24 protein-coding genes are annotated in these 23,060 nt (G+C 66.9%); 9 read left to right on the top strand and 15 right to left on the bottom strand.

Annotation, left to right across the window (positions count from 1 at the left end):
* Nucleotides 1-22: 22 nt before the first annotated feature.
* A complete protein-coding gene (locus BJF87_RS17080) occupies nucleotides 23-517 on the bottom strand; it encodes a DUF5709 domain-containing protein (protein WP_006356908.1) in 495 nt (164 codons plus the stop codon).
* 109 nt (nucleotides 518-626) lie between these two features.
* On the opposite strand from BJF87_RS17080, the gene BJF87_RS17075 reads away from it, so the two are divergent.
* A complete protein-coding gene (locus BJF87_RS17075; RefSeq protein WP_035755297.1) occupies nucleotides 627-1,199 on the top strand; it encodes a hypothetical protein in 573 nt (190 codons plus the stop codon).
* Between the two features lie 17 nt (nucleotides 1,200-1,216).
* On the opposite strand, the gene BJF87_RS17070 is transcribed toward BJF87_RS17075, so the two are convergent.
* Entirely contained in the window at nucleotides 1,217-1,645 is a 429-nt protein-coding gene (locus BJF87_RS17070) for a DoxX family protein (RefSeq protein ID WP_006356906.1), read from the bottom strand.
* 217 nt (nucleotides 1,646-1,862) lie between these two features.
* Here BJF87_RS17070 and BJF87_RS17065 point away from each other — a divergent pair, with 217 nt between their 5' ends.
* A complete protein-coding gene (locus BJF87_RS17065) occupies nucleotides 1,863-3,230 on the top strand; it encodes a M1 family metallopeptidase (RefSeq protein WP_006356905.1) in 1,368 nt (455 codons plus the stop codon).
* A gap of 8 nt (nucleotides 3,231-3,238) precedes the next feature.
* Nucleotides 3,239-4,537, top strand: coding sequence for a polysaccharide biosynthesis protein (locus BJF87_RS17060; protein ID WP_075863613.1), 1,299 nt, complete (start codon nucleotides 3,239-3,241; stop codon nucleotides 4,535-4,537).
* Here the strand turns inward: BJF87_RS17060 and BJF87_RS17055 are convergent.
* Entirely contained in the window at nucleotides 4,515-5,381 is an 867-nt protein-coding gene (locus BJF87_RS17055) for a glycosyltransferase family 2 protein (RefSeq protein ID WP_075863612.1), read from the bottom strand. The two genes, BJF87_RS17060 and BJF87_RS17055, sit on opposite strands and share 23 nt — an antisense overlap.
* A gap of 67 nt (nucleotides 5,382-5,448) precedes the next feature.
* On the opposite strand from BJF87_RS17055, the gene BJF87_RS17050 reads away from it, so the two are divergent.
* Nucleotides 5,449-6,150 (top strand): glycosyltransferase family 2 protein, encoded by a 702-nt coding sequence (locus tag BJF87_RS17050; RefSeq protein ID WP_075863611.1) that lies wholly within the window; start codon nucleotides 5,449-5,451, stop codon nucleotides 6,148-6,150.
* A gap of 7 nt (nucleotides 6,151-6,157) precedes the next feature.
* Nucleotides 6,158-6,523 (top strand): DUF2304 domain-containing protein, encoded by a 366-nt coding sequence (locus BJF87_RS17045; protein ID WP_075863610.1) that lies wholly within the window; start codon nucleotides 6,158-6,160, stop codon nucleotides 6,521-6,523.
* A 119-nt stretch (nucleotides 6,524-6,642) separates the two neighbouring features.
* Here the strand turns inward: BJF87_RS17045 and BJF87_RS17040 are convergent, their stop codons facing one another.
* Nucleotides 6,643-7,293 carry an MspA family porin gene (locus tag BJF87_RS17040; protein ID WP_075863609.1) on the bottom strand — a complete coding sequence of 217 codons (651 nt, stop codon included), beginning with the start codon at nucleotides 7,291-7,293 and terminating at the stop codon, nucleotides 6,643-6,645.
* Nucleotides 7,294-7,328: 35 nt separating this feature from the next.
* Nucleotides 7,329-7,943, bottom strand: coding sequence for an MspA family porin (locus BJF87_RS17035; protein ID WP_316042973.1), 615 nt, complete (start codon nucleotides 7,941-7,943; stop codon nucleotides 7,329-7,331).
* 734 nt (nucleotides 7,944-8,677) lie between these two features.
* On the opposite strand from BJF87_RS17035, the gene BJF87_RS17030 reads away from it, so the two are divergent.
* Nucleotides 8,678-9,457 carry a GntR family transcriptional regulator gene (locus tag BJF87_RS17030; protein WP_075863607.1) on the top strand — a complete coding sequence of 260 codons (780 nt, stop codon included), beginning with the start codon at nucleotides 8,678-8,680 and terminating at the stop codon, nucleotides 9,455-9,457.
* A gap of 39 nt (nucleotides 9,458-9,496) precedes the next feature.
* Here BJF87_RS17030 and BJF87_RS17025 read toward each other — a convergent pair whose 3' ends face one another.
* Together BJF87_RS17025 and rfbA are read right to left on the bottom strand one after the other, a co-directional pair.
* Nucleotides 9,497-10,123 (bottom strand): dTDP-4-dehydrorhamnose 3,5-epimerase family protein, encoded by a 627-nt coding sequence (locus tag BJF87_RS17025; RefSeq protein WP_075863606.1) that lies wholly within the window; start codon nucleotides 10,121-10,123, stop codon nucleotides 9,497-9,499.
* 28 nt (nucleotides 10,124-10,151) lie between these two features.
* Nucleotides 10,152-11,027 (bottom strand): glucose-1-phosphate thymidylyltransferase RfbA, encoded by an 876-nt coding sequence (rfbA, locus tag BJF87_RS17020; RefSeq protein ID WP_075863605.1) that lies wholly within the window; start codon nucleotides 11,025-11,027, stop codon nucleotides 10,152-10,154.
* Nucleotides 11,028-11,124: 97 nt separating this feature from the next.
* Here rfbA and rfbB point away from each other — a divergent pair, with 97 nt between their 5' ends.
* Entirely contained in the window at nucleotides 11,125-12,129 is a 1,005-nt protein-coding gene (gene rfbB, locus BJF87_RS17015) for a dTDP-glucose 4,6-dehydratase (protein WP_075863604.1), read from the top strand.
* A 51-nt stretch (nucleotides 12,130-12,180) separates the two neighbouring features.
* Nucleotides 12,181-13,200 (top strand): UDP-glucose 4-epimerase GalE, encoded by a 1,020-nt coding sequence (gene galE, locus BJF87_RS17010; protein WP_035755276.1) that lies wholly within the window; start codon nucleotides 12,181-12,183, stop codon nucleotides 13,198-13,200.
* A gap of 4 nt (nucleotides 13,201-13,204) precedes the next feature.
* On the opposite strand, the gene BJF87_RS17005 is transcribed toward galE, so the two are convergent.
* The 4 genes from BJF87_RS17005 to BJF87_RS16990 all read right to left on the bottom strand — a co-directional run bounded on the left by BJF87_RS17005 (nucleotide 13,205) and on the right by BJF87_RS16990 (nucleotide 18,281).
* Nucleotides 13,205-14,041, bottom strand: a complete 837-nt coding sequence (locus BJF87_RS17005) for a hydrolase (protein ID WP_075863603.1) — start codon at nucleotides 14,039-14,041, stop codon at nucleotides 13,205-13,207.
* Nucleotides 14,042-14,161: 120 nt separating this feature from the next.
* Entirely contained in the window at nucleotides 14,162-16,264 is a 2,103-nt protein-coding gene (locus tag BJF87_RS17000) for a DUF6541 family protein (RefSeq protein ID WP_075863602.1), read from the bottom strand.
* A gap of 104 nt (nucleotides 16,265-16,368) precedes the next feature.
* Entirely contained in the window at nucleotides 16,369-17,634 is a 1,266-nt protein-coding gene (locus BJF87_RS16995) for an MFS transporter (RefSeq protein WP_035755283.1), read from the bottom strand.
* Nucleotides 17,631-18,281 carry a GntR family transcriptional regulator gene (locus BJF87_RS16990; RefSeq protein ID WP_035755285.1) on the bottom strand — a complete coding sequence of 217 codons (651 nt, stop codon included), beginning with the start codon at nucleotides 18,279-18,281 and terminating at the stop codon, nucleotides 17,631-17,633. Before BJF87_RS16990 ends, BJF87_RS16995 begins: the two co-directional genes overlap by 4 nt.
* A 267-nt stretch (nucleotides 18,282-18,548) precedes the next feature.
* On the opposite strand from BJF87_RS16990, the gene BJF87_RS16985 reads away from it, so the two are divergent.
* Nucleotides 18,549-19,745: an NADP-dependent malic enzyme gene (locus BJF87_RS16985; RefSeq protein ID WP_006356930.1), complete on the top strand. Its 1,197-nt coding sequence runs from the start codon at nucleotides 18,549-18,551 to the stop codon at nucleotides 19,743-19,745.
* 66 nt (nucleotides 19,746-19,811) lie between these two features.
* Here the strand turns inward: BJF87_RS16985 and BJF87_RS16980 are convergent, their stop codons facing one another.
* From BJF87_RS16980 to BJF87_RS16965, 4 genes are all read right to left on the bottom strand, one after another.
* Entirely contained in the window at nucleotides 19,812-20,480 is a 669-nt protein-coding gene (locus tag BJF87_RS16980) for a VOC family protein (RefSeq protein ID WP_075863601.1), read from the bottom strand.
* A 106-nt stretch (nucleotides 20,481-20,586) separates the two neighbouring features.
* Nucleotides 20,587-21,291 carry a hypothetical protein gene (locus BJF87_RS16975; RefSeq protein ID WP_006356932.1) on the bottom strand — a complete coding sequence of 235 codons (705 nt, stop codon included), beginning with the start codon at nucleotides 21,289-21,291 and terminating at the stop codon, nucleotides 20,587-20,589.
* Nucleotides 21,292-21,399: 108 nt separating this feature from the next.
* The gene (locus BJF87_RS16970) at nucleotides 21,400-21,879 is read right to left on the bottom strand and encodes a hypothetical protein (RefSeq protein ID WP_005198347.1); all 480 of its coding nucleotides are present in this window, start codon (nucleotides 21,877-21,879) and stop codon (nucleotides 21,400-21,402) included.
* A 123-nt stretch (nucleotides 21,880-22,002) separates the two neighbouring features.
* On the bottom strand, nucleotides 22,003-23,060 hold a 1,058-nt coding region (locus tag BJF87_RS16965), incomplete at its 5' end, for a hypothetical protein (RefSeq protein WP_075863600.1).

The raw sequence follows: 23,060 nt of genomic DNA, 5'->3' as shown, positions 1-23,060 counted from the left end.
TACTCCTGAGCCGGCCGAGTAGCTACTCCTGGTCAGAGATGTAGTGCACCGCGGCTTCTTCGGCCGAGGCGCCCGCGCCGTCGATACCCGCGTCGGCGGCGATGGCCTCGGGTTCGGTGTCGATACCCGAACCCTCGTCCGGCGCGATCAGCCGACCGGCTCGTCGGTCACCGACCTCGTGGTCTTCGTCGAACTCCTCGCTCCGGTCGGAATCATGTGCGCGCCAATCCTTTTTGGCGCGCTCGTCGGCGGTGATCTCGTCGAGCGGATCGACCGCCCCGACGTCGGGCTCCTCCTCGGCCAGCCGCTCGTCGAGGCTCTCGCCCTCGCGTTGCTCCTGGGCCGTCAGCCCGTGGACAGCACCTTTGGGCCGGTAGTCGGGTGGTGAGAATCCCTCGTCGAGGACGTCGTCGACGCCGCGGTCGACCAGGGTGTCCTCCGGCTGGAGTTGATCGTCCTCGTCAAGGCTGTACTCGCCGTCGGAGCCTTCGGGGGTGCTGCCGATGTCGTCCTTCATCCTTGTCACGATGCCAGCCCGTCGTGGCCTGTGCCAGAGATCGGCGCGGGTTGTCCCAGTTCGGTCAATACGCCGGTAACCGTCAGCGGAATCGACCAGAATGACGAAGATGATCGAGGAATTGCAGGTCGAGGCCGAAGCTCTCCTCTCCGCGGGCGAATACGAGCATGCGCTCGCCGCATTCTCGGTCCTCCGCGAGGTCAGGGCACGACGCGAGGGACCGTACTCGACGAAGTATCTGTCCAACCTGCACGACTGCGTCCGATGCATGTCGCACCTGCAGCTGTGGACCGACGCCAACTACCTCTGCAGCGAGCTGCACGGCAAGTACGTGCGCACCCACGGCCGCGGGGAAGCCGACACCGTCGACGTCGCCAAACACTGGGCCTGGGCGCTCGTCAACCTCCACGACTACCCGACGGCCATCCGCCTCTACCTCATGACCGCCGACGCTCTCTGGGACATCGACCCCGGTCAGGCACAGCGCCTTCTCGGTGCCGCCGTGATCCACCGGCATGACACCGATCCCCTGGAGATCCTCACCCCGGGCGAGATCGACGGAGTGGGCCTGCACCACGCCGACGAGGAACGCACGGTGATCGCTCGCCTGGTGGCTCAGCTCGCCGACAACGACACCGCCTCGCGGAGTTCGGCCACCATCGACGGCCTCGCGTTCGCCTGACCCGACGAGAGTCGAGGTCAGACCACGTCGGTTCGACGCCGCCGTCGCATGATGTAGCTGTCCGCGGCCGCTCGTCCCGCCGAGGTGAAGCCGACGGCCAGGAGACCGGCGATCAGTGCCAGCGGCCATTCGTAGCCGCTGTCGGCGTTCCAGAATCCCGCATCCCAGTGCACGAACACGATCGCGCCGATCATGTCCGCGATCAGCAGCGTGGCGACGATGGGAAGCAGCAGGCCGAGGATCAGCAGGATGCCGCCGACCAGTTCCACCCAGGTCGCGTAGTACGCGGCGAGATCGGGGTACGGCACGTCCATGCCGGCCGGACCGAAGGCCACCTTCGTGGCGTCCATCCCCTGCGTCACCAGCTTCTGCCAGCCGTGGGCGATGAAGATGATGCCGAGTATCAATCGCGCGAGAAACTGCGCGACACTGCCGAATCCGCTCATAACCCTGCTCCTCGCATCGTCGGGCGGGCCCGGATCCCCGCCGCCAGGTACTCTCACAGTGTCCGCGACGACATCACCTCGTCGCGGGTGTTACGCCGAAATCGAGTCATCAAACGCAACCGCGTCGTGACCAAAGGCACCGTACCGGCGCCCGGGGGCCACGGCCATCCGACCGCCGGCGAACATGCCATACGGCAGAACGGAGTAGGAGTCGAGAGTGCCGGGAAAGTCTGGCCTGGGGTCGCGAGCAAATACCGGGCAGCCCGTCCTGGGCGCACCGTCCGATGTCCTCGATCCGTACGTGCCGGACAACGGGAATCTCGGTTTCCGGATCTCGCGCTACGACCTCGAACTCGAGTACAAGGTCGCGAGCAATCGCCTCGACGGCACCGCGGTCCTGACCGCGACGTCGTTGCGCGAGCTCAAGCGCTTCACCCTCGATCTCGCGGGCACGATGTCCGTGCAGCGGGTCTCGGTCAACACCAAGCGCGCCCGCTACAGCCATCGCCGCAACAAACTCACCATCACCCCCGACACCCCGGTGCCGCCCGGCGGCGCGATGACGATCACCGTCCGCTACCACGGCAGCCCCCGTCCGATTCGAGGCCCGTGGGGCGAGGTGGGCTGGGAGGAACTGACCGACGGCTCGCTGTGCGCCAACCAGCCCAACGGCGCCGCATCGTGGTTCCCGTGTGACGATCACCCGAGTGCCAAAGCGCCGTACCGGATCTCGATCACCACCGACAGTCCGTACCACGCGCTCGCCAACGGCGTGCTGGAGTCCAAGCGGGTCCGCGCCGCACAGACCACCTGGGTTTACCAGCAGGTGGAGCCGATGCCCACCTACCTGGCCTCCATCCAGATCGGCCAGTACAAGCAGATCCCGTTGGCCGACAAGCCTTTTCCGGTTACCGGGCTCATCCCGTCCCGTCTCGAGGAGAACTTCGGGATCGATTTCGGACCACAGATGGACATGATCTCGGCGTTCATCGAGATGTTCGGGCCCTATCCGTTCCCGCAGTACACCGTCGTCGTCACCGACGACGAACTCGAGATCCCCATCGAGGCACAGAGTTTCTCGACCTTCGGTGCCAATCACTGCGACGGCAGCCGCGACGCCGACCGCCTCATCGCCCATGAGCTCGCACATCAGTGGTTCGGCAACTCGGTGACCGCCGCGCGCTGGCGGGACATCTGGCTGCACGAGGGGTTCGCCTGCTACGCCGAGTGGTTGTGGAGCCAGCGATCCGGTGGCCGAAGCGCCGACGAGTGGGCCCGCCACTACTACGAGAAGCTCGACGCCGCGCCGGTGAAGGTGCCGCTGGCCGATCCCACCCCGCGCAAGATGTTCGACGACTGGGTCTACAAACGCGGTGCGCTGACGCTGCACGCCCTACGTCTGCGGATCGGCGACGGCGACTTCTTTGCCCTGCTTCGCCGCTGGACCGAGAAGTACCGCTACGGGTCGGTGACCACCGAGGACTTCATGTCGCTCGCCGCCAACCACTCGTCGAAGCCGCTCAAGGACCTGTGGGACGCCTGGCTGTTCACCCCCGAGCTACCGCCGTTCCCCACTCCGTCCTGAGGCACCTCATGACGACGGACACGCCGGCACCGACGCCGGACTCCCCTTCCGGCGCGGCCGAGGGAACCGACACCGACGCGCGGTCGCTGGGACGCGTCACGATCGCGACGCTCATCGCCGCCGCGTCGGGCTATGTCGTGCTGCTCTTGGCCGCACGACATCTCGGCGCGATCGGGTACGGAGTCTTCGCGGTGTTCTGGGCGGCCTACGGCCTCGTCACCGGTGCGCAGAACGGTCAGCTGCAGGAGACGACGCGTGCCGTGCGCGCGGCCTCCGACGATGCCGTCCGGTCGCGACCGTTGCCCGTGAACGTCGGGATCGGAGTCGGCCTGGCCGCGCTCGTGGCCGCGACCTCGCCGCTGTGGAGCGGTGAGGTGTTCACCGATCAGCGTTGGCTGTCGGTGGCGTTGCTGTCGGTCGGGGTGGCGAGCTTCGCGGTGTACGCACACCTGTGCGGCGCCCTGTCCGGGATGCTGAGCTGGTCGTCGTTCGCGGTGTTGCTGTCTGTCGACGCGCTGATCCGTCTCGCCGGTGCCGTCGTCGCGGTGGCCGCCGGCTGGGGCACCACAGCATTCCTGGTCATCACCGTCATCGGTTCCGCGTCGTGGGGCCTGCTGCTGCTCGGTTCATCGGCGGCCCGCCGGGCGGTCGGGATCGGCGGGGACGTGTCGCCGCGTCGACTCACCACCAACACCCTGACCGCGATGGCCGCCGCCGCGGCGAGTGCCGTTCTCGTCATGGGCTTCCCGGTGCTGATCAACCTGACCGCCAACCTGCGCGGCACCCCCGACGCCGACGAGGCCCGGATCATCGGCGCACTCATCCTGGCGGTGACACTCACGCGTGCCCCGCTGCTGGTGCCGCTCAACAGCTTCCAGGGCGTGCTGATCTCGCGATTCGTGGACGGCCGCGATCGGCGGATCGCCGCGCTGGCCGCTCCGCTCGGCATCGTCGGCATCGTCGGCGGGGTCGGGGTCGCGGCCGCGTGGCTGGTCGGGCCCTGGCTGCTCCGGTCGGTCTTCGGCGCCGACTTCAACCTCGACGGCTACGTCGTCGCACTCCTCACCGCAGGTGCCACGTGCCTGGCCCTGCTGACCGTCACCGGTGCCGCCGCGATCGCCGCCGGCGCGCACCGCTGGTATGCGGCCGGGTGGTGGGTCGCGACCGTGGTCGCGGTCGGGATGCTGCTGATCCCGGCCGACGTCGAGGTCCGGACCTGCGTCGCCCTCGTCGTCGGACCACTCGTGGGCCTCGGCGTGCACATGGTCGGGGTGCTGCGGCGGCCTAGTGCCCCTGTCGCCGGGTGAGCCCCGTCGAAACCTTGCCGACCTGCGCACCAACCCGCGCCTGCAGGTGGTTCATCCTCGAGGTCGCATGCAGCCGGGCCGCCCGCGCCGCCTTGGGCCAGCCGCGTTCCGCGCACCGCTGCGCCTCCTCCGCGAAGAAGCGGTTCTCCTCGTCGAAGCGCCGTCCGTCGACGGCCTGCACCGAACTCACCGAAGCGCTGTGGCGGCGGTAGGAGAACACGACCTCGGGGTCGTAGACGAGTGAGCCGTCGGCGGCGGCAAGGTCGACGAGGAGCGCAAGGTCGAGGACGATCTCCAGTCCCGGCCGGAAACCCACCTCACCCACCGCGGCGGTCCGCCACAGCAACGACGGGAAGTACGTCCAGTTGCCGTGGTAGAGGCTGGTCGCGAGGCGTTCACCGGACAGCACGGTCGCCCGGGAGGGCGCCAGCACGTTCTTCATACGGTCCCCCAGCGGACGCACCGCACGGCCGTTCTCGTCGATGACGTCGACTCCGGGCGCGATGACCGACGCGTCCGGGTGGTGCCCGGCCAGGGTGCGGACCGTCGCCAGGTAGTCGGCGTGCATCACGTCGTCGCAGCCCATGACGACGAACCAGTCGGCGGTCACGAGGTCGACGCAGCGCCGGAAGTTGCCGTTGACGCCGAGGTTGGTGTGGTTGCGCACGTAGCGGACGCGGGCGTCGTTCAGCGAGGCGAGCCATTGGCGGGGCGTGGGGTCGGGATAGCAGTCGTCGACCACCACGAGCCGCAGATCCGGGTCACTCTGGTCGAGGACGCTGGTCACCGCCTCGCGGAACTGCGCGACGTCGCCATAGAAGGGCATCATCACGTCGATCGGCACCCGACCAGACTAGCCGGGCCGTGCCGGGCGATCAGTACCGCGACCGGCCGGGTTAGGGTTGTTCACCATGGCCGACCCCATCACCAATGCCGACGTCTGGCTGGTGGTACCCGTCTTCAATGAGGGACAGGTGATCCGGGGGGTCGCCGCCAAGGCGCGCGAGACATTTCCCAACATCGTCTGCGTCGACGACGGCTCGTCGGACAACTCGGCCGAGGAGATCAGGGCCGCCGGCGTCCATCTCGTGCGGCACCCGGTGAACCTCGGGCAGGGCGCCGCCATCCAGACCGGCGTCGAGTACGCCCGCAAGCAGCCCGGCGCGCGCTTCTTCGTCACCTTCGACGCCGACGGACAGCACCAGGTCGACGACGTGTCGGCGATGGTCGCCCGACTGCGAACCGAACCGGTCGACATCATCGTCGGCACCCGCTTCGCCGAGGGACGCAGCGAATCAGTCCCGCTGCTGCGCCGAATGGCGTTGCGCACCATCGTGTTCCTCAGCCCGCGAACGCGGCGGCTCGGACTGTCCGATGCGCACAACGGACTTCGGGTCTTCAACAAGAAGGTCGCCGACGACCTCGACCTCCTGATGAGCGGGATGAGTCACGCCTCGGAGTTCATCGCGCTCATCGACCACCACAAGTGGCGGGTCGCCGAGCAACCGGTCACCATCCTCTACACCGAATACTCACGCGCGAAGGGACAGTCGCTGATCAACGGGGTCAACATCGTCGCCGACGGCCTGTTCCACACCCGGATGAGGAAGTGAACAACGCATGATCTGGTTCCAGATCCTCGCGATCATCGGCCTGCTCGCGCTCGTCGGCTTCTTTGTCGTCAACCGCGGCACCGCCCGGTCGTCGGCCGGTGTGAAGATCCTGTTCGTCGCCTTCGTTGGCTTCGGCCTCTACGCGATGCTGCGCCAGGACGACGTCACCTGGGTCGCGAACAAGATCGGAATCCAACGCGGCCTCGACCTCGTGCTGTTCCTACTGGTCATCGCGTTCGCGTTCACCACGGTGTCCACATACCTGCGGTTCCGCGACCTCGAGGTCAAGTACGCACGCCTGGCGCGCGCGATCGCGTTGCAGAACGCCGAGAAGCCGCACCGACCGGGAGAGACCGGCGGCGTTCAGGACTGAGGGCTCGTATAGTGCGGCGCCTCGGCTCTCGACCACGGCTCTCGACCACGGCGAGCGGTCCCCACTCCGACGCACCTGTCCGAAGTGGGAACCGCCTCACCCGTGAGAGGGAACCTTGATCAGCCCAAGCTGAACGGCTTGCCCCACAGGACGGTCTCGCTCTTGAGCCCGCCCGCCGTGACCTGGATGGACATCCGCGCCCGCGCCTGGGCGTACCCGGCGCATCCGTTGACCCGCAACGGTTCCTGACTGTAGGCGACGGATGCGCGCGTGCCGGCGAACTTGTACCCGTTGATCCGGTACAGCTCGTTGTCGGCATCGACCAGCGAATTGGTCTGGTTGATGATCGGCACATACGCCGCCTGACCGGGTCCCAGGGACAGCGTGGAACCGGCGCCGGCCGACGCCATGCCGGACTGGTTCGCCGTCGAATTGCCCGAGAATCCGACACCCGCCAGATTGACCTGGCAGCCCACCACGTAGCCGCCCTTGATGATGCCGCCGGTCGCCTTGCCCGTCAGGGACACGCGCACCTTGCCACTGACCCAGACCTCGCGGCTGGTCGGCACCGCGGCCACACCCGATCGCTGGTAGGAGACCCGCTCCTCGGCCAGCTTCGCGGTCATCGACGTGCCGCCGCCGAGGTCTTCGTATGCCGAACCGCCCGGCAGTGGTCCCGCGACGGCCGAACCCGCCCCCAGGGCAGAACCTGCCCCGGCTACGACGGCCAGGGCGACTACTCCGCGAACGGCCAAAATCCTGTTATTCATCCGCTGTGTTCTTCTCTCTCGCTGGGGAATTCGGCTCAGTTGAGGCTGAACGGCTTGCCGTAGAGGGTCGACTGCACGTAGGCACCCTCGCCGCCGATGTTGTTCGCCGTGGTGCCTGCATCGACGGCGTATCCCTCGACCGCCTCCACCTTCGCGAAGGAACGGGCCTGCGCGAATCCACCACAACCCTGCACTTCGACCTCCAGCCCGGAATACTGATACCGAGCCAGTCCGTCGACGATGGGTTGCACGGACAACTGGACGGCCTTGATCTCGCCCGGCGCCAGCGGGAACGAGATGCTGCCAGAGACCGTCGGGGCCGCGGACAGCGTCCCGGACACACCGGCGGTCAGGTTGCCGACCGAGACCTGGCAGCCGACGAGGTACCCGACCCTCAGCCGGCCCTCCCCCTTCGACACCCGCGTCGTGACCTCGCCCGACAGCACCGCTGAACGCCCGATGCCGTTGGCGGCCATCGACGTCGCGGGCATCGCGGTTTCGCCCGTACGCCAGGTCTGCACCGTCACGGCACCCTCGGAAACCTTCTTGTACCCGTTCGGCAGCGGAGCCGCCGAAGCCGGTGAGGTTCCCGATGCCAGCAGCACCAACGCCGCCGCCGCCGCCGCTACCGCCATACCTACTTGTTTCACTCCTAGAACCCTTCTTCGCAGGACATTTGTTCGGACATCACGGGACGGACGCACGCCGAAGAGACCGACGGCCCACAAGCCACGGTGTCGAACGCACGCAGCAGCCCGACTTCTCGTCGAAGCCGACGTGTTCAGATGAAGACGGTGCCCGGACAGCATCTTTCGACCTCACTTGCACGGAATGGAGAACTCGCCGCACGTACCTCCACGCGATGCTCTGAACGGGCCGACTCAGGTGCGTGGCGAGTCCGGCTTCGCCGGCACCGCACGCGCGAGCGCGCACGGCCATTCGTGCTGCCGTTCATTTGTACGGACAATGTATAGCCTAGAGACCCAGATCTCCACAAGGGTCGTCCAGTGACGCATCCCACCTTCTACCGCAGGGGCGGCGATCGGCCCGCGCGCACGATCATCAAAAGGCGAGGTCGCCGGAATGCCACCGATGCCGGCAGGCTACTGGGAGACAGACAGGAAATGTTGTCTCACTGGGCTTTCGCACCATCGTCGGGCGTGCTCGGCGGTTTGCGCAGCGGCGAACTCGGACGCCGACGCGACTGGCCGTTCGGCGTGCGTGCACGAGAACGCTCAACCCGTCCATCGCGGCGCCGCTGGTCTCATCCAAGTCCGGACATTGCGGGAGACGCACGTCCGAAACAAGCGCCACACACCCCAACGGGGGCGACTTCTGATAGGACGGTACGCAGTCGACCCGACGCTCTACATCAAGGAACTCCGTGACCGAATCCGAGAACTCAGACAGCGAGCCGAACAGTCCACGCGACAGGCGCGGCGGCCCGCTCCATCGCGAGCTCTCGCGAACGCTTCGGGCAGAGATCGCGGCAGGCGAATACGACATCGGCAGCAAGTTCCCGACCGAGATGGAACTGTGCGCCCGGTTCGGCGTCTCGCGCCACACGGTCCGTGCCGCGATGGCAGATCTACGACAGAGCGGTCTGATCTCCCGCCAGCGGGGCGTCGGAACCACGGTGCTGTCGTACGTCTCGCAGGCACGCTACATCCTGCGGGCATCGGACGAGGACAATGCTGTGCGGCAGTACACCGAGAGCACCCGGTTCGAGTTGATCGATGAGCCGGGACCGGCCGCGGTGTTCGACAGTCGTCGTCTGCTCCTCGGCGACGCGCGCGACTGGCTCAAGTGGACGGGGCTGAGACGAACCGTCGACAATCCCCTGCCCATGGGTTTCAACACCTACTACATTCCCACCAAATACGCCGTCGCGGTCCGAGACCGTGTTGCAGATGCGCAAACTGCCGTGTTCCCTCGCATCACCCGCGAGTTCGGCTTGACCCTGCAGAGTCTGGAACAGTCCATCGCGGTCACCCTGTTGGACGACCACGAAGCCGAGCATCTTCGGGCGGCAGCAGGCAGCCCGGCACTCGCGATAACGCGGCGATTCATCACCGAGGACGGGCTCATCGGGGTCTTCGAGGGAATTCACCCCGCCGACCGTTACGCCACGACGATGCGTTTCGATGTCGAGATCAGTGAGTGACCGAGCGGCATACGGCGGCTGAGGACAAGCGTCAGGTCACTACAGCTGATCGCCGGCGAGCCCCCGCAGGAATGCGGTTACGTCGTCGTGATCCGGAAGCAGCCCCGACTCGCGCGCCTCGGTGAGACCCGGTGCGGCGGTGTCCTTCTCGGACAGTTCGTACTCCAGCGGCGACCCGTCGCGGGCGTGCGTCGGCCACTCGATGCCGAGTTCGGGGTCGAGCGGATTGATGCCGTGTTCACCGGACGGGTTGTACCCGGTGGAGCAGAGGTAGGTGACGGTCGAGTTGTCGGCCAGCGCACAGAACGCGTGTCCGAGCCCTTCCGACAGGTAGACCGCACGGCGGTCGACGTCGTCGAGCAGGACGGTGTCGTAGGTGCCGAAGGTCGGGGACCCCACGCGGATGTCGACGATGACGTCGAGGATGGCGCCCGACGCACAGGTGACGTACTTCGCCTGTCCGGGAGGCACATCGGCGAAGTGCACACCGCGCAGCACACCCGCCGCGGACACCGACAGGTTGACCTGGGCAAGGTCGAAGCGATGGCCGATCACCTCGGCGAGCAGGTCTCCTTTGAATGCCTCGGCGAACAGGCCGCGTGCGTCACCGTGCTGGACCGGCGTGAGTTCCCACGCGCCGTCGATCGTGAGCGGTCGCACCTTCATGGATGAGCCTTTCGCGTCGGATGTTTACTCAAAACCCTTTGCCTCGCTGGAGGATTTCGAGCAGGTAGTCACCGTAGCCGGACTTGCGCAGCTTCTCCGCGCGGGACCGGAGCCCGTCGTCGTCGAGGAAGCCCCGACGCCACGCGATCTCTTCCGGCACAGCGATCTTGAGACCCTGGCGTTGTTCGACGGTACGCACGAAGTTGCCGGCGTCGAGAAGGCTGTCGAAGGTGCCGGTGTCGAGCCAGGCGGTGCCGCGCGGCAGGACCGTCACCGACAGTTTGCCGCGGTCGAGGTAGTGGGCGTTGATGCGGGTGATCTCGTACTCACCGCGGGCGCTGGGCTGCAGACCACGGGCGATCTCGATCACGTCGTTGTCGTAGAAGTACAGGCCGGGCACCGCGAAGTTCGACTTCGGTTGTGCCGGCTTCTCTTCCAGCGAGATCGCGGTACCGTTCGCGTCGAAGTCGACGACACCGTAGGCCTCCGGATTCGACACCCAGTAGGCGAAGACCGCACCGCCGTCGACGTTCTCGAATCCCTGCAACTGACTGCCGAGACCGGGACCGTAGAAGATGTTGTCGCCCAGCACGAGTGCGACCGACTCGTCGCCGATGTGGTCGGCGCCGAGGGTGAAGGCCTGGGCGAGTCCGTCGGGTGAGGGTTGGGTCTTGTAGGTGAGGTTGATCCCGAACTGGTCACCGTTGCCGAGTAGCCCCTGGAAGGCGGGTGCGTCGTGCGGGGTGGTGATGATGAGGATGTCGCGGATGCCGGCGAGCATCAGCGTCGAGAGCGGGTAGTAGATCATCGGCTTGTCGTAGACCGGGACGAGCTGCTTGCTCACACCCTGCGTGATCGGGTGCAGGCGCGTGCCCGTACCACCGGCCAGAATGATCCCTCGCATGCGCTTCAGCCTAGTGCCCGACGATCCGGCTCACCGACTGCATACCCGGCGCCTCGGTAGAGTGACGTCCACGAATACCTCAGGCGGAAGGAACGACGTGCGTGTTCTCGTGACCGGTGGTGCCGGTTTCATCGGCGCCAACTTCGTGCTGCGCACCCTGGCCACCCGCCCCGACGTCTCGATCCGGGTGCTGGACAAACTCACCTACGCCGCCAACCCCGAGACCCTGGCCCCGGTCGCCGATCGCGTCGAACTAATCGAGGGCGACATCGCCGACGCCGCCCTCGTCCACAAACTGGTCGGTGAGAGTGACTTGGTGGTGCACTTCGCCGCCGAATCCCACAACGACAACTCCCTGGTCGACCCGTCGGCGTTCGTCCACACCAACCTCGTGGGCACCTACACGCTGCTCGAGGCTGTGCGCGCCCATCAGGTGCGCTACCACCACATCAGCACCGACGAGGTTTACGGCGACCTCGACCTCGACGACCCGGCCCGCTTCACCGAGCACACGGCCTACAACCCGTCGAGCCCGTATTCCTCGACCAAAGCCGGTTCCGACCTTCTCGTTCGGGCGTGGGTGCGGTCCTTCGGCGTCGCCGCGACCATCTCCAACTGCTCGAACAACTACGGCCCGTATCAGCACATCGAGAAGTTCATCCCCCGCCAGATCACCAACGTCCTCTCCGGTGAGCGCCCCAAGCTCTACGGCGACGGCCGCAACGTCCGCGACTGGATCCACGTCGACGACCACAACGACGCGGTGTGGACCATCATCGACCAGGGCCGGATCGGCGAGACCTACTTGATCGGCGCCGACGGCGAGGTCGACAACCGCACCGTCGTCGAAACCATCCTCGAACTCCTCGACCAACCCACCGACGCGTTCGACTTCGTCACCGACCGCCCCGGCCACGACCGCCGCTACGCCATCGACTCCACCCGCCTACGCACCGAACTCGGCTGGCAACCCAACTACAACGACTTCCGCGCCGGCCTGGCCGCCACCATCGACTGGTACCGCGACAACACCGACTGGTGGCAGCCCGCCAAGGACGCCGTCGAACAGAAATACGCCGCCACCGAGCGGGTGACGGGCTGACCGCTGCCGGTCGTTTGGCGTTCTCCCAGGTCCGCCGCCTACGGTGGTTTCATGCGCGTACTCGTCAGCGGCGGCGCGGGCTACATCGGCTCGCACACCGTGATCCAGCTGGTCTCCGCCGGTCATGACGTCGTCATCGTCGACGACTTCAGCAACGCCAAGCCCACCGTGGTCGGTCGGCTCGAGGCGTTGAGCGGTCGTTCCATCCCGGTGCACGCCTTCGACCTCGCGGACGTGGACAAGACCGAACACTTCTTCGCTCACGAGGACGTCGACGCGGTCATCCATTTCGCCGGGTACAAGGCGGTCGGCGAATCGGTGGCCAAGCCGCTGGACTACTACCAGAACAACCTCGGCACCACGTTCTCGCTGTTGCGGGCGATGGAACGCCACGACGTCCACACGCTGGTGTTCTCGTCGTCGGCGACCGTCTACGGTGCGGACCCCGAGCTACCGATGACCGAGGACCTCCCGACGTCGGCCACCAATCCGTACGGCTGGACGAAGGTGATGATCGAGCAAGTGCTGCGCGACGTCGCCGCCAGTTCCGACGCCTGGCGGATCGCCGCGCTGCGCTACTTCAACCCGGTGGGCGCGCACCCGAGCGGTCAGATCGGCGAAGACCCGTCGGGCATCCCGAACAATCTGATGCCGTTCGTCGCGCAGGTCGCGGTGGGCCGGCGCGAGAAGCTGTCGGTCTTCGGCGACGACTACGACACCCCTGACGGCACCGGCGTCCGCGACTACATCCACGTCGACGACCTCGCCGCCGGACACGTCGCCGCTCTGGACCGGATCAGCACCGGCGACACCGGCATGTCGACGTGGAACCTCGGTACCGGGCAGGGTGTCTCGGTCCTCGAGGTCGTCCACGCCTTCGAGAAGGCCAGCGGCAAGCCGATCCCGTACGAGATCGCACCCCGCCGACCCGGCGACATCGCCGCGTCGTATGCCGATCCCACCCGGGCGAACGCCGATCTCAATTGGCACGCCACCAAGACGATCGACGACATGTGCGTCGACACGTGGCGATGGCAGTCCGAGAACCCGACGGGCTACCCCGACGCCTGAACCGTCACCGAGCCGCGTACGGATCGTCGGGATCGATGATCTCGTCGGTGGCCCACCCGATGTAGCGCCGGGCCGACGTCTCGACGACCTCGCGTGCGTCCTTGTCCACGACGACGCCGAATGCGTCGTACAGCCGGTCGAACGGCAGGGCCGTGACCCGGTCGACGATCTGACGAACGAGCCTGGGCGACAACGGGATCATGTTCGGATAGCTGCGCATGAACGTCACCATTCCCGGCTGCATGACACCTTTGACGGTGTCGCCGGTCAGCAGCGCTCCCCGACCGTCGGCGGCGTCCGGTAGGTGCAGCACAGCGCTGCCGGGAAAATGTCCGCCGCACTGGATGAGTCGCACTCCGCCGAGAACCTCGGCTTCGCCGGACCAGAACTCGACCACGGGGTCCGGCCGGGTCAGCCATCGACGATCGAGATCGTTGTAGAAGACCGGGACCCCGCCGAACCGATGACTGAGCGAGACACTCGCGCCGTAGAGGTGCGGGTGGCTGGCGGCGATGGCCTCGACACCGCCGTGCTCTTCCAGCCAGCCGACGAGGGACGGACCGATGAACCCCGGCGGCTCCCAGAGGATATTGCCGTTCAGGGTGGCCACCAGGAATCCTCGTTGCCCGATGCCGACCGCCGGTCGCAGCGACAGCCGGATGAGACCCGGCTCCTCTTCGGCAACATCGAGCGCGTTGTCGGCGTTCTCGTCAAGCCGGGTCCACTGCTGCCCGCTCGTCGGGATCCACTGCCGATCGTCGTCACAGATCGGGCAGACCTCGGGTAGGTCGGCGTCCGGAGCGAACTCGTTTGCGCAGAAAACACACATCCACGGCTGCATGTCTCGACGCTAACCCCAGTCCGATTCCCGCGTGCGCACTTCCCTGCCGCGGTTCTGCTTCCATTGCGCTGACTGGATTTGATCAGCGGGAAGGAATCCGGATAGCGGGAATCGAATCGGTCAGCCGGCAGGCGGCGCCTCGACCGGCGGCGCACCTTCGGCCGGCACAGGCGGGTAAACCAGTTCGTTGACGCGGTAGACGACGGCCTCGCCCTGGCGGAACACCTCTGTCAGTCCAGGAGCGCCGTTCTCGCGCAGCTCCAGGAACGGGTCGCCCTGGTGGCCGTTCGCCGGATCGGGTCGGCCGCGCTGGAACTCCCAGTAACTCGTCGGGGAGTCGATCACATAGTGCACGTTCATGTCCCGGACGATCTGGTCGGTCGCGGGGTCGGCGCCGATCTTCGCGACGCCCCAGAAGAGGTCGCGTTGCCGTTCGGAGAACTCGTTGGCCCGATAGAACGGGAACATCGGGGTGACGCCGGTGACCGGGTACAGCCAGCCGGTGCCCTGGTCCAGGTTGTTCAGGACGAGCACGTCCTGGGCGTCGGGCTGCGAGGCGAGCCATGCGTAGGCGGCGAGGTCGTCGGGACCGACATACTTGCCACCGCGCTCCTTCGACGCGATCTGGGCGTTCGGCGGGTAGCGGACCACCGCGGCACCGGCGATCAACGCCAGCAACACCACGTACGTCGACGCGACCAGCCAACCCGCGCGAGCGGTGCCCTTGACGGACGTCTCGTCGGACTGCGCGAACCGCCGCCCGATGACGCCGATCAGCGCGATCACCGCGACGCCGATCGCGACACCGGCGGCCGCGGCCGAGAAGATGGCGACGACGAAGGTGAGGCGGTGCGGCGAGTTGTAGAAGTAGCCGCCGATGGCGCCGAGCGGGTACGACAGCAGACCGAGCGAGACCACCGAGTTGGTCGTCACGAGCGCGAAGACCAGCCAGACGGCGAGTCCCGCCCAGCATCGCAGCCAGGCGAGCACCCCGAGGCCGAGGACGGTCACGATGATCAGCGGCCAGATCGGGAAGTGGTTGAGCTCCAGCGGGATCGTGCCGTTGAACGCGCCCTGCGCCAGGCCGCGCAGCACTCCGATCCCTTCTTCCCGGAAGTCGAAGAACGGGAGTTCGTTGGTGTCGGCGACGCGGATCGTGCCGATCACCACGGGGGAGATCAAGATCATCGTGAGGACGGCGGTGACAGCCAGGGTCGCGAGATCTGCCAAACGACTCGTCGCCGGACGCCACAGACCCTCACACAGCCACCACAGGCCGACGATGACGCCGACGAGAATCAGACCGGACGGATGCGTTGCGGTCACGCCGGCCACGGCCAGGGCCGCAGGTGCCACTCGCGACCGGTCTCGGACGACGCTCAGAACCAGGACCGCTGCTACCGGAGCCAGACTCACGCCGACGGCATTGGGCACCGAGGTCAGCTGCACCTCGACGTACGGCAGCGACGGGAACAGCGCGGCGACGGCGGCGGCCGTGCCGGCGATCAACGCAGAGTTGTCGACGTCGTAGCGGTGCCGGGCGAACCAGTAGGCCAACGACGCCACACCCAGCGGGACCGTGACGGCCAGCACCGCAGGCGAATACGTGTTGTACAGCTCGACCGGGTTCGCGCCGGTCAGCGGGAACAGCAAGGCACCCAGCGCATGCCACGTGTTCGGGTAGTAGTTGAACCCCTGGGTGTCGTAGTTCATCAGCTCGCCCATGCGCATGGCCGAACCGATCCCGGTCTCGTCGATCCATCGCAGAGAACTGGCGTGCCACAACGAGTCCCACACCTGCGAGATGTTGTTCAGTCCCGCGAAGGCGGTCTTGGCCACCGGTCGGATGCAGGTGATCGCGATGATGAGTCCACCGAGCCCGAGGCCTGCAGCCGCACGCAGGATCGCGGTGCGGCCGACGCGAGGTTCGCCGGTGTCAGTGGGTACCGGCGCGAGACGACGTCCGATCCCCGTGCCGAGCAGCCGTGAGTACAGCCAGGCGCCGGCAAGGGCCAGGACCAAGCCGACAAGCGCCGAGACCGCGTTCCATTCGAAGCCGACCGCCGAGTACAGGACGGTGAGGATGGAGACCAGGGCGAACGTGATGGCCGGTCCGGCCGCGAACGCCACCGGCCAGGGCAGGTTCATCCGCCGACCCACGAAGGCGCCCGGCAGGATCAGCACCAGCGCGGACACGATCACGACCCACGCAGCCAGCACCATCACCCCGCGCCTTTCCACACTCGCTTGTCACACCCACGGTGAGACCCGGTTTCCACTCCCTTCCGGGCCCCGACCAAACACTCAGCAGGGTACCCGGCGTCGTCTCAGTGCGACTGTCCGGTGACGACGCTCTCGTCGCGCATCGGCCGCTCGCCGGACACCGGCCGGACTTCCGGGCGATGCCTGGTGTGCCCCGACGCGGCGACGGCGAGGCAGGCCAGCGCCGCGACCGCACCGAACGTGAACATCTCGGTGTAGGTGATCGACGTCCACTTCTCGGTGATCCATGCCAGGAGCGCCGGGACGGCGAAGCCCAGGTAGGTCACGCTGTAGAAGACGGCGGTCAGGCCGGCGAGGTCGTCGGGCCCGGCGATGCGCTGCACCTCCAGGAGCCCGGCGATCAGCGCCATGCCGTAGCCGCAACCCAGCAGGGTCGCGGCGATCAGGGACAGCCAGACCGTCAGCACGTGTGCCGCCAGTGCGGCGACGAGCATGCCCGCAACGAGGGTCGTGAGGGCGACAACCACGCCACGCGAGCTCCCCGGAACGTCGATGCGTCGACCCACCGATTGAATGCCGAACCCGGCGCCGAGTCCCAGGACACAGCACAGGGCGGCAAAGGCGATCGGCGCTCCGGAAGTCCGTGCCGACATCAACGCCGGGATGATCGCGTACGCCGACGCCGCGGCGCCGAAGACCCAGGGCGCGACCGGCAGGACGACGAACATGAACCGTCGATGACCGGCGGCCGGGATGCGCAGGTCGTCGATCAGACGGCCCGGCGTCGAACTGCGGAATCGCGTCTCCGGCACGACCGTCAGGAGGGCTCCCGCGCAGACCGCGATCGCGATGTTCACCAGATACGGCAGCACATGCGGCCAGGGGCCCCACTGGGCGAGCACACCGGCGACGCCTGCGCCGACACCGAAGCCGGCAGTGAGGCTCATCGCCGCGCGCCCGGCGCCGACTCCGGCCCGTGCACCGTCGCGGTCGGACAGCTCCTTGATCCAGCTTCCGCCGACCGCCATCGACAGACCGAGTGCGATGCCGCTGCAGATGCGTCCCACGGTCAGCAGGGCCGCCGACTGAGACCCTGCGGCCAACAACACCGAGCCCAGCGCCGCGAACACCGGTGCCGGCAGCATGAGCGGCCGCCGACCGAACCGGTCCGACAGCGGCCCGCCGATCAGGAGGGCGGGCACGATGCCGAGCACGTAGGCGAACAGCAGGGCGTCGACGACGACCGGCGACAGGTCGGTGATCTGCCGGTACATGACCAGCAGCGGGGTGAACTCGTTGCCGCCCCACGCGGCCGCGAAGACGGCCAGCGAGACGGCGGGCCATCCGAAGCGGTTGCGGTTGTCGGTCATGCGGGTTCCCCCGGGAGGTCGTGAACACCGGCGAGGTGCCCCGCCAGGAGGTGGTCGAAACGGTCGGCGTCGGCGGCTTCTATGGCGCCGAGGAGATCGAGGTGATCGGCGAGGATGCGCGCCGCAACCCCGGCGTCACGATGCACCGAGGCGATCGTCATGCGTCGATGCCGCTCGCCCAGCGTCGTGTAGAAGTCGGCGAGGAGCGGATTGTCGCCGGCTGCGGCGATGAGCTGGTGGAACGCGGCGTCGAGCCGGGAGAACTCGGCGACGTCGGTCGCGTCGGCGCGTCGATGGGCGGCGAGGTTGTCGCGGAGTCGCTCGGCCAGCTCGGCGACGGCGGCGGGCCGAGACGTGACCGACCGGACGGCGTGTCCCTCGAGGAGGCGGCGCGCGTCGACGACGTCACGCTTCTCGCGGTCGCCGATCGGCACCACGAGCGCTCCCCGCTTCGGGTAGAGCCGCATCCACCCTTCGGTCTCGAGACGCAGAAAAGCCTCCCGCACGGGAGTGCGGCTCACCGAGCACTTCGAGGCGATCTCGCCCTCGCTGATCAGCTCACCGCCGGCGATCTCGTTTGTGAGAATTCGCTCTTTGACCTCGGCATATACCCGCTCAGCAGCGGATTCAGCAGAGGTATGCAACATAGACACAAGTCGTACCTTACCAATAGGCGATGACGCCGCGACCTGGGCCGACCCGCCTTTCATGGCGATCCCAAGCAGTGAGACACTTAATGTGGCCGTAACGAGCGTCACCTCGCTCGCGGGCCCTGATCGCGTCCGCTGAGCCATCCGCTCTCGCGTCGATGCGGATCTCTACAGCTCGCGGGCAGCGTGGCCGGCGAGACGATGCAACCCGCGTTTCGCGGCATTCAGGAGGACCCGACCGTGACAAGCACGGAGGACACACGTATGGGCGATACCCCGATCACCGAACCGACCATTGCCGATCTGCCGATCACCGACGACGAGATCTTCTTGGCGCATGCCGGCGGCAAGCTGTCCGTCGAACTTCGCGCGCCCATCGACACCCAGCGCGACCTGTCGATCGCCTACACCCCGGGCGTCGCCCAGGTGTCACGCGCGATCGACACCGACGCCACCCTGGTGAACAAGTACACCTGGACCGACCGTCTGGTGGCCGTGGTGAGCGACGGATCGGCTGTGCTCGGCCTCGGTGACATCGGCCCGCGTGCGTCGCTGCCGGTCATGGAGGGCAAGTCCGCACTGTTCCGCAGCTTCGCCGGACTCAACTCGATCCCGATCGTTCTCGACACCAAGGATCCCGACGAGATCGTCGAGACCCTGATCCGTCTGCGTCCGAGCTTCGGCGCGGTCAACCTCGAGGACATCTCGGCACCGCGATGCTTCGAGATCGAGCGCCGCGTCATCGAGGCGCTCGACTGCCCGGTCATGCACGACGACCAGCACGGCACCGCGATCGTGGTCCTCGCCGCCCTGAAGGGCGCCGTGACCCACCTCGGCCGGGACATCACCACCCTGCGGGTCGTCATCTCCGGTGCCGGCGCCGCGGGTGTCGCCTGCGCCAACATCCTGCTCGCGGTCGGCATCACCGACGTCATCGTGCTCGACTCGAAGGGCATCGTCTCCGCCGGCCGCGACGGCCTGAACGAGTCGAAGGCCGAGCTCGCGAGCCGCACCAACCCGCGCGGCCTGACCGGCGGAGCGGTGGAGGCCCTCGACGGCGCCGACGTCTTCATCGGCGTATCGGCCGGCCTGATCCCCGAGGAGATCATCGCGTCGATGAGCGACGACTCGATCGTGTTCGCGCTGTCGAACCCCGATCCGGAGATCCACCCCGAGGCCGCCGCCAAGTACGCGGCCGTCGTCGCGACCGGTCGCAGCGACTTCCCGAATCAGATCAACAACGTGCTCGCCTTCCCGGGCGTGTTCAAGGGCGCACTCGACGCGGGTGCACGCCGGATCAGCGAGGGCATGAAGATCGCTGCAGCAGAGGCGATCTTCTCGGTGGCCGCCGACGACCTGCGGGCCGATCGCATCGTGCCCAGCCCGCTCGACGACCGGGTCGCACCGGCCGTTGCGGCGGCGGTCGCCAAGGCGGCGCAGGACGAGGGCCTCTGCTCGTAAAATTGTGTTTCACAAGCCGGTTCGATCATCTCGATCGAACCGGCTTGTTTCTTTTCCGCAGGTGTTTCAGTCCCGTTCCTGCCAGGTGCACAAGCAGATCTCGTTGCCCTCGGGGTCGGCGAGAATCCACCACGCCGGTGCGAACTCGTCCGAGAGCAGTTGCCCACCGGCGGTGATCGCCGCTTGCAGTCGTTCGTGCACCTCGTCGTGCGGTAGGCAAAGGTCGAAGTGAATCCGGTTACGTTGCGGGCGAGCTTCATCCATCTGCTGGAACCACACCGACGGCAGCCGCCCGGTCGGGTCGGCGAGCTCGGCGAGTTCCCTGTCATTCCCGTCGGAGTAACCCAGGACTGCCTGCCAGAACGGACGGATCGCACCGATGTCCATGGCGTCGATCGCGAGTTCGATCGCCGTCACCGGGCCCACGAGTTTCTCGACCGCCATCTCGGCGGCGATCCCGGTGATCCGGTTGGCCAGCGCCACATCGGCTTCGGTCAGCTGATGCGTGCTGTGTGTCGTGAGAGCGAGATGCACTGACCCGTAACGCAGGTCGACGTCGGGATGATGGTTGGCTTCCTCTGCCGCGTCGACGATCCTGGTCACGAACTCGAGACCCCGCACCATCGAACCGGTGCGGTAGCCGGCCACGAGTCTGTCGGCGACGACGCGCCACGGGTCGGCGACGACCTCGGTGGCCTGCTTGGCGTTGAGCGGTGTGCGCGTGGACCCGGTCATACTGCCCCATGCTGCACCTTCGAGACCTGTTTCGAAAGGGCCCGGTTTCCCAGAGTGCGGCCTGGGTGCCGTTTTCCGGCACTCAGGCCGCACTCTGGAATCGCTGTCAGTGCCGGTTCGACGTAGCTGCCGCGAGTTTCGCGATGGACTCGACCGTTGCAGGCAGGAACCCGCGTCGAGCGCCCTGGTCGAGTGAGGTCCCGGCGCCGAGGACCGGATCGTAATCGAGGCCGATCACCGGGCCGACCGCCCCGGACACCACACCGACGAGCATGTCCGCGAGGCCCGTCTGCTGCTGTACCGGCAGCTGGGAGTCGATCACCACGACGGTGTTCTCGAGTACGCCGGCGCGGTCCCACTCCGTGAAGATCACGCGTGCCCGGTTGAGCAGGTCGGGGCGTGGGCTGATCACGAGGACGGGCGTGAGGTTCGGGAGGTCGTCCTCGGCGAGTTCGGGCAGCAGCGTCAGCGGATGCGCCCCGGCGTCGATCACCGGCACTGCTCCCTGCCGCCACACCTCGACGACGGCGTCGGTGACGGCCGCCTCGTCGGGCGGCAGCCACAGGCCCGTGCCCGACGCGGTGCGCAGCAACTCTTCGTTGCCGGTCCCGCGGAGGCGGAGTTCGATGTCGCAGTCGTTGCCGGAGGCATCGACCCACCACGAGAGCAGGCCGAGACCCGACGCGGCGCGATGTTCGGCGAGAAGGGCCGACACGACAGACGTGCCGACCCCGCCGGCAGTTCCACAAACGACGACGGCCCGCTCATCCCAGATCTGCGGGTCGCCGTCGCGAGGTGTTGGAGCAGTCATCGGTCCTTATGGAACCAGAAGGTAGGCGCCGTACCCAATCGGCTGAGGCGCGCCCGCCGGGCCATTCGGCGCGCGTCCACGAACAGTGAACGGCACCACGGGAAGAAGTCAGGGAACCAGCATGTAGATCGTCGCCCCATAACCGGCGGGCACCCGAACCTGACTATTAGGCGAGAAACCGCCGAACCCAAGACTGACGGGACCGGATCCCGTGGCAATCTCCCAGACCTTTTTCTCCCCTGGCCTCGGCCCAAACGTTCCGCTTACCCACTTTTCAAGGTTGTACCCGCGCACGCTGGTAAAGAAATTCCCGAAGAGTACCCGACACTTGGGATTTCGTTTCCATCCGGCACCGTCTCCGGTAAAGCCGTGCGATCGCGCCGTCACCCGCACAACTCCACGCTTCTTCGCTGGTGCATCCACCGTCACATTGATCGCACCGCGACACGAGGCATGGTCACCGAACGTTCCGAAGTTGTACCCGGTCGGCGAGACTTGTGGAACCGGTGCGGCCGAGGCCGTCCCAACACCAACCAGACCCATCGCCGCCGCAATAACCCCGGCAAGCGCCACAAGTAACTTCTTCATCGATCTCCCTTCGACTGCCCTTCACGGGCGCGTTGAACGTGTCTTCCTCGCTTGCAATTTCATTCAGTGCGGACAACACGGTTGCGACCTGGTCGAGTAGCTTTACGCGAAACGGAGCAACTGTTACCTGGACAGTTCCCCGGGCCAGAGAACTTCACTCCCCGGAATGGTCTTCTTCAGGTTGTCCGACTGCGCCCTAGTCCAGTCCCGAACGGACTTCTCAGCATGCGGACCGAACACGGCATACGGCGAGCGAGCCTGCTGACCGGACCATTTGTGGACCGAAGACCCGACCTTAACGTCCACATCTCCACGGTTGTTCACGACGTAATCGACTGCCGGAAGACCTGAACGACGAGCGTCCTCCGCCGATAGGTGGAATTCGAACTGGTTCGAGCCGTCGTTCTCCGGCAACGCGTGTCGGGGGCCGTCGTTCTTCCACGGTTCATCCGGATTAGCCCCGGGGTCGCCTGCACCGAGTGAGTACGCAAGCAGACCGCCTGCGGTGCCACCAATTGCGAATCCAAGTGCAGCTCCGGCCACGCCAACACCGACGCCTCCGATCGCAGCACCGGCTCCGGCCCCAATCGCCGCGCCCGGACCACCCAAGATGTAGTAGGGAGGCAAGGACCCGACGATCGCACCGGCGACGGCACCGACCCCGGCCCCACCAACAGCACCAACCACCGCCGACGGAATACTCAGCGCGACAGCACCAGCCGTGCCACCGGCCATCACACCGATGATCGTGGCAGCAGCACGACGACTCGCCTCGTCCTCCGGCACACCCACCGAGATCAAACCCTGAGCGATCTTCGCCTCGCCATACGCCGACCACGCATTGATCGAGTTCACATCCCTGTCGGACAGGCCCTTCGGGATGTCGGTGACGAAGTTACCCACACGGATCTTGTCCGGCGGCGGCGCAATCGGACGCACCGGCGGAGCAACCCGCGGCGCAACAGGATTGGTGATCGCCGGCGAATACGGCTGCTGGTAACTCTGCGACAACGACTGGTCATACGACTGATACGGAGCCTCGACCGGCGGACCCGGAATCGAACCCAGACCCGGAACAACAACCGGCTGCACCACCGCATCACCCGGAGCCGGAACACCCGGCGCCACATCCGACGGACTCGTACCACCCTGACCCGGCGCCGAATCCGACGGATCGGTGC

Origin of the sequence: Gordonia sp. CNJ-863, from assembly GCF_001942325.1 — a bacterium.
In the GTDB taxonomy this organism is placed as follows: domain Bacteria; phylum Actinomycetota; class Actinomycetes; order Mycobacteriales; family Mycobacteriaceae; genus Gordonia; species Gordonia alkanivorans.
This window is presented reverse-complemented; position numbering and strand designations above follow the sequence as displayed.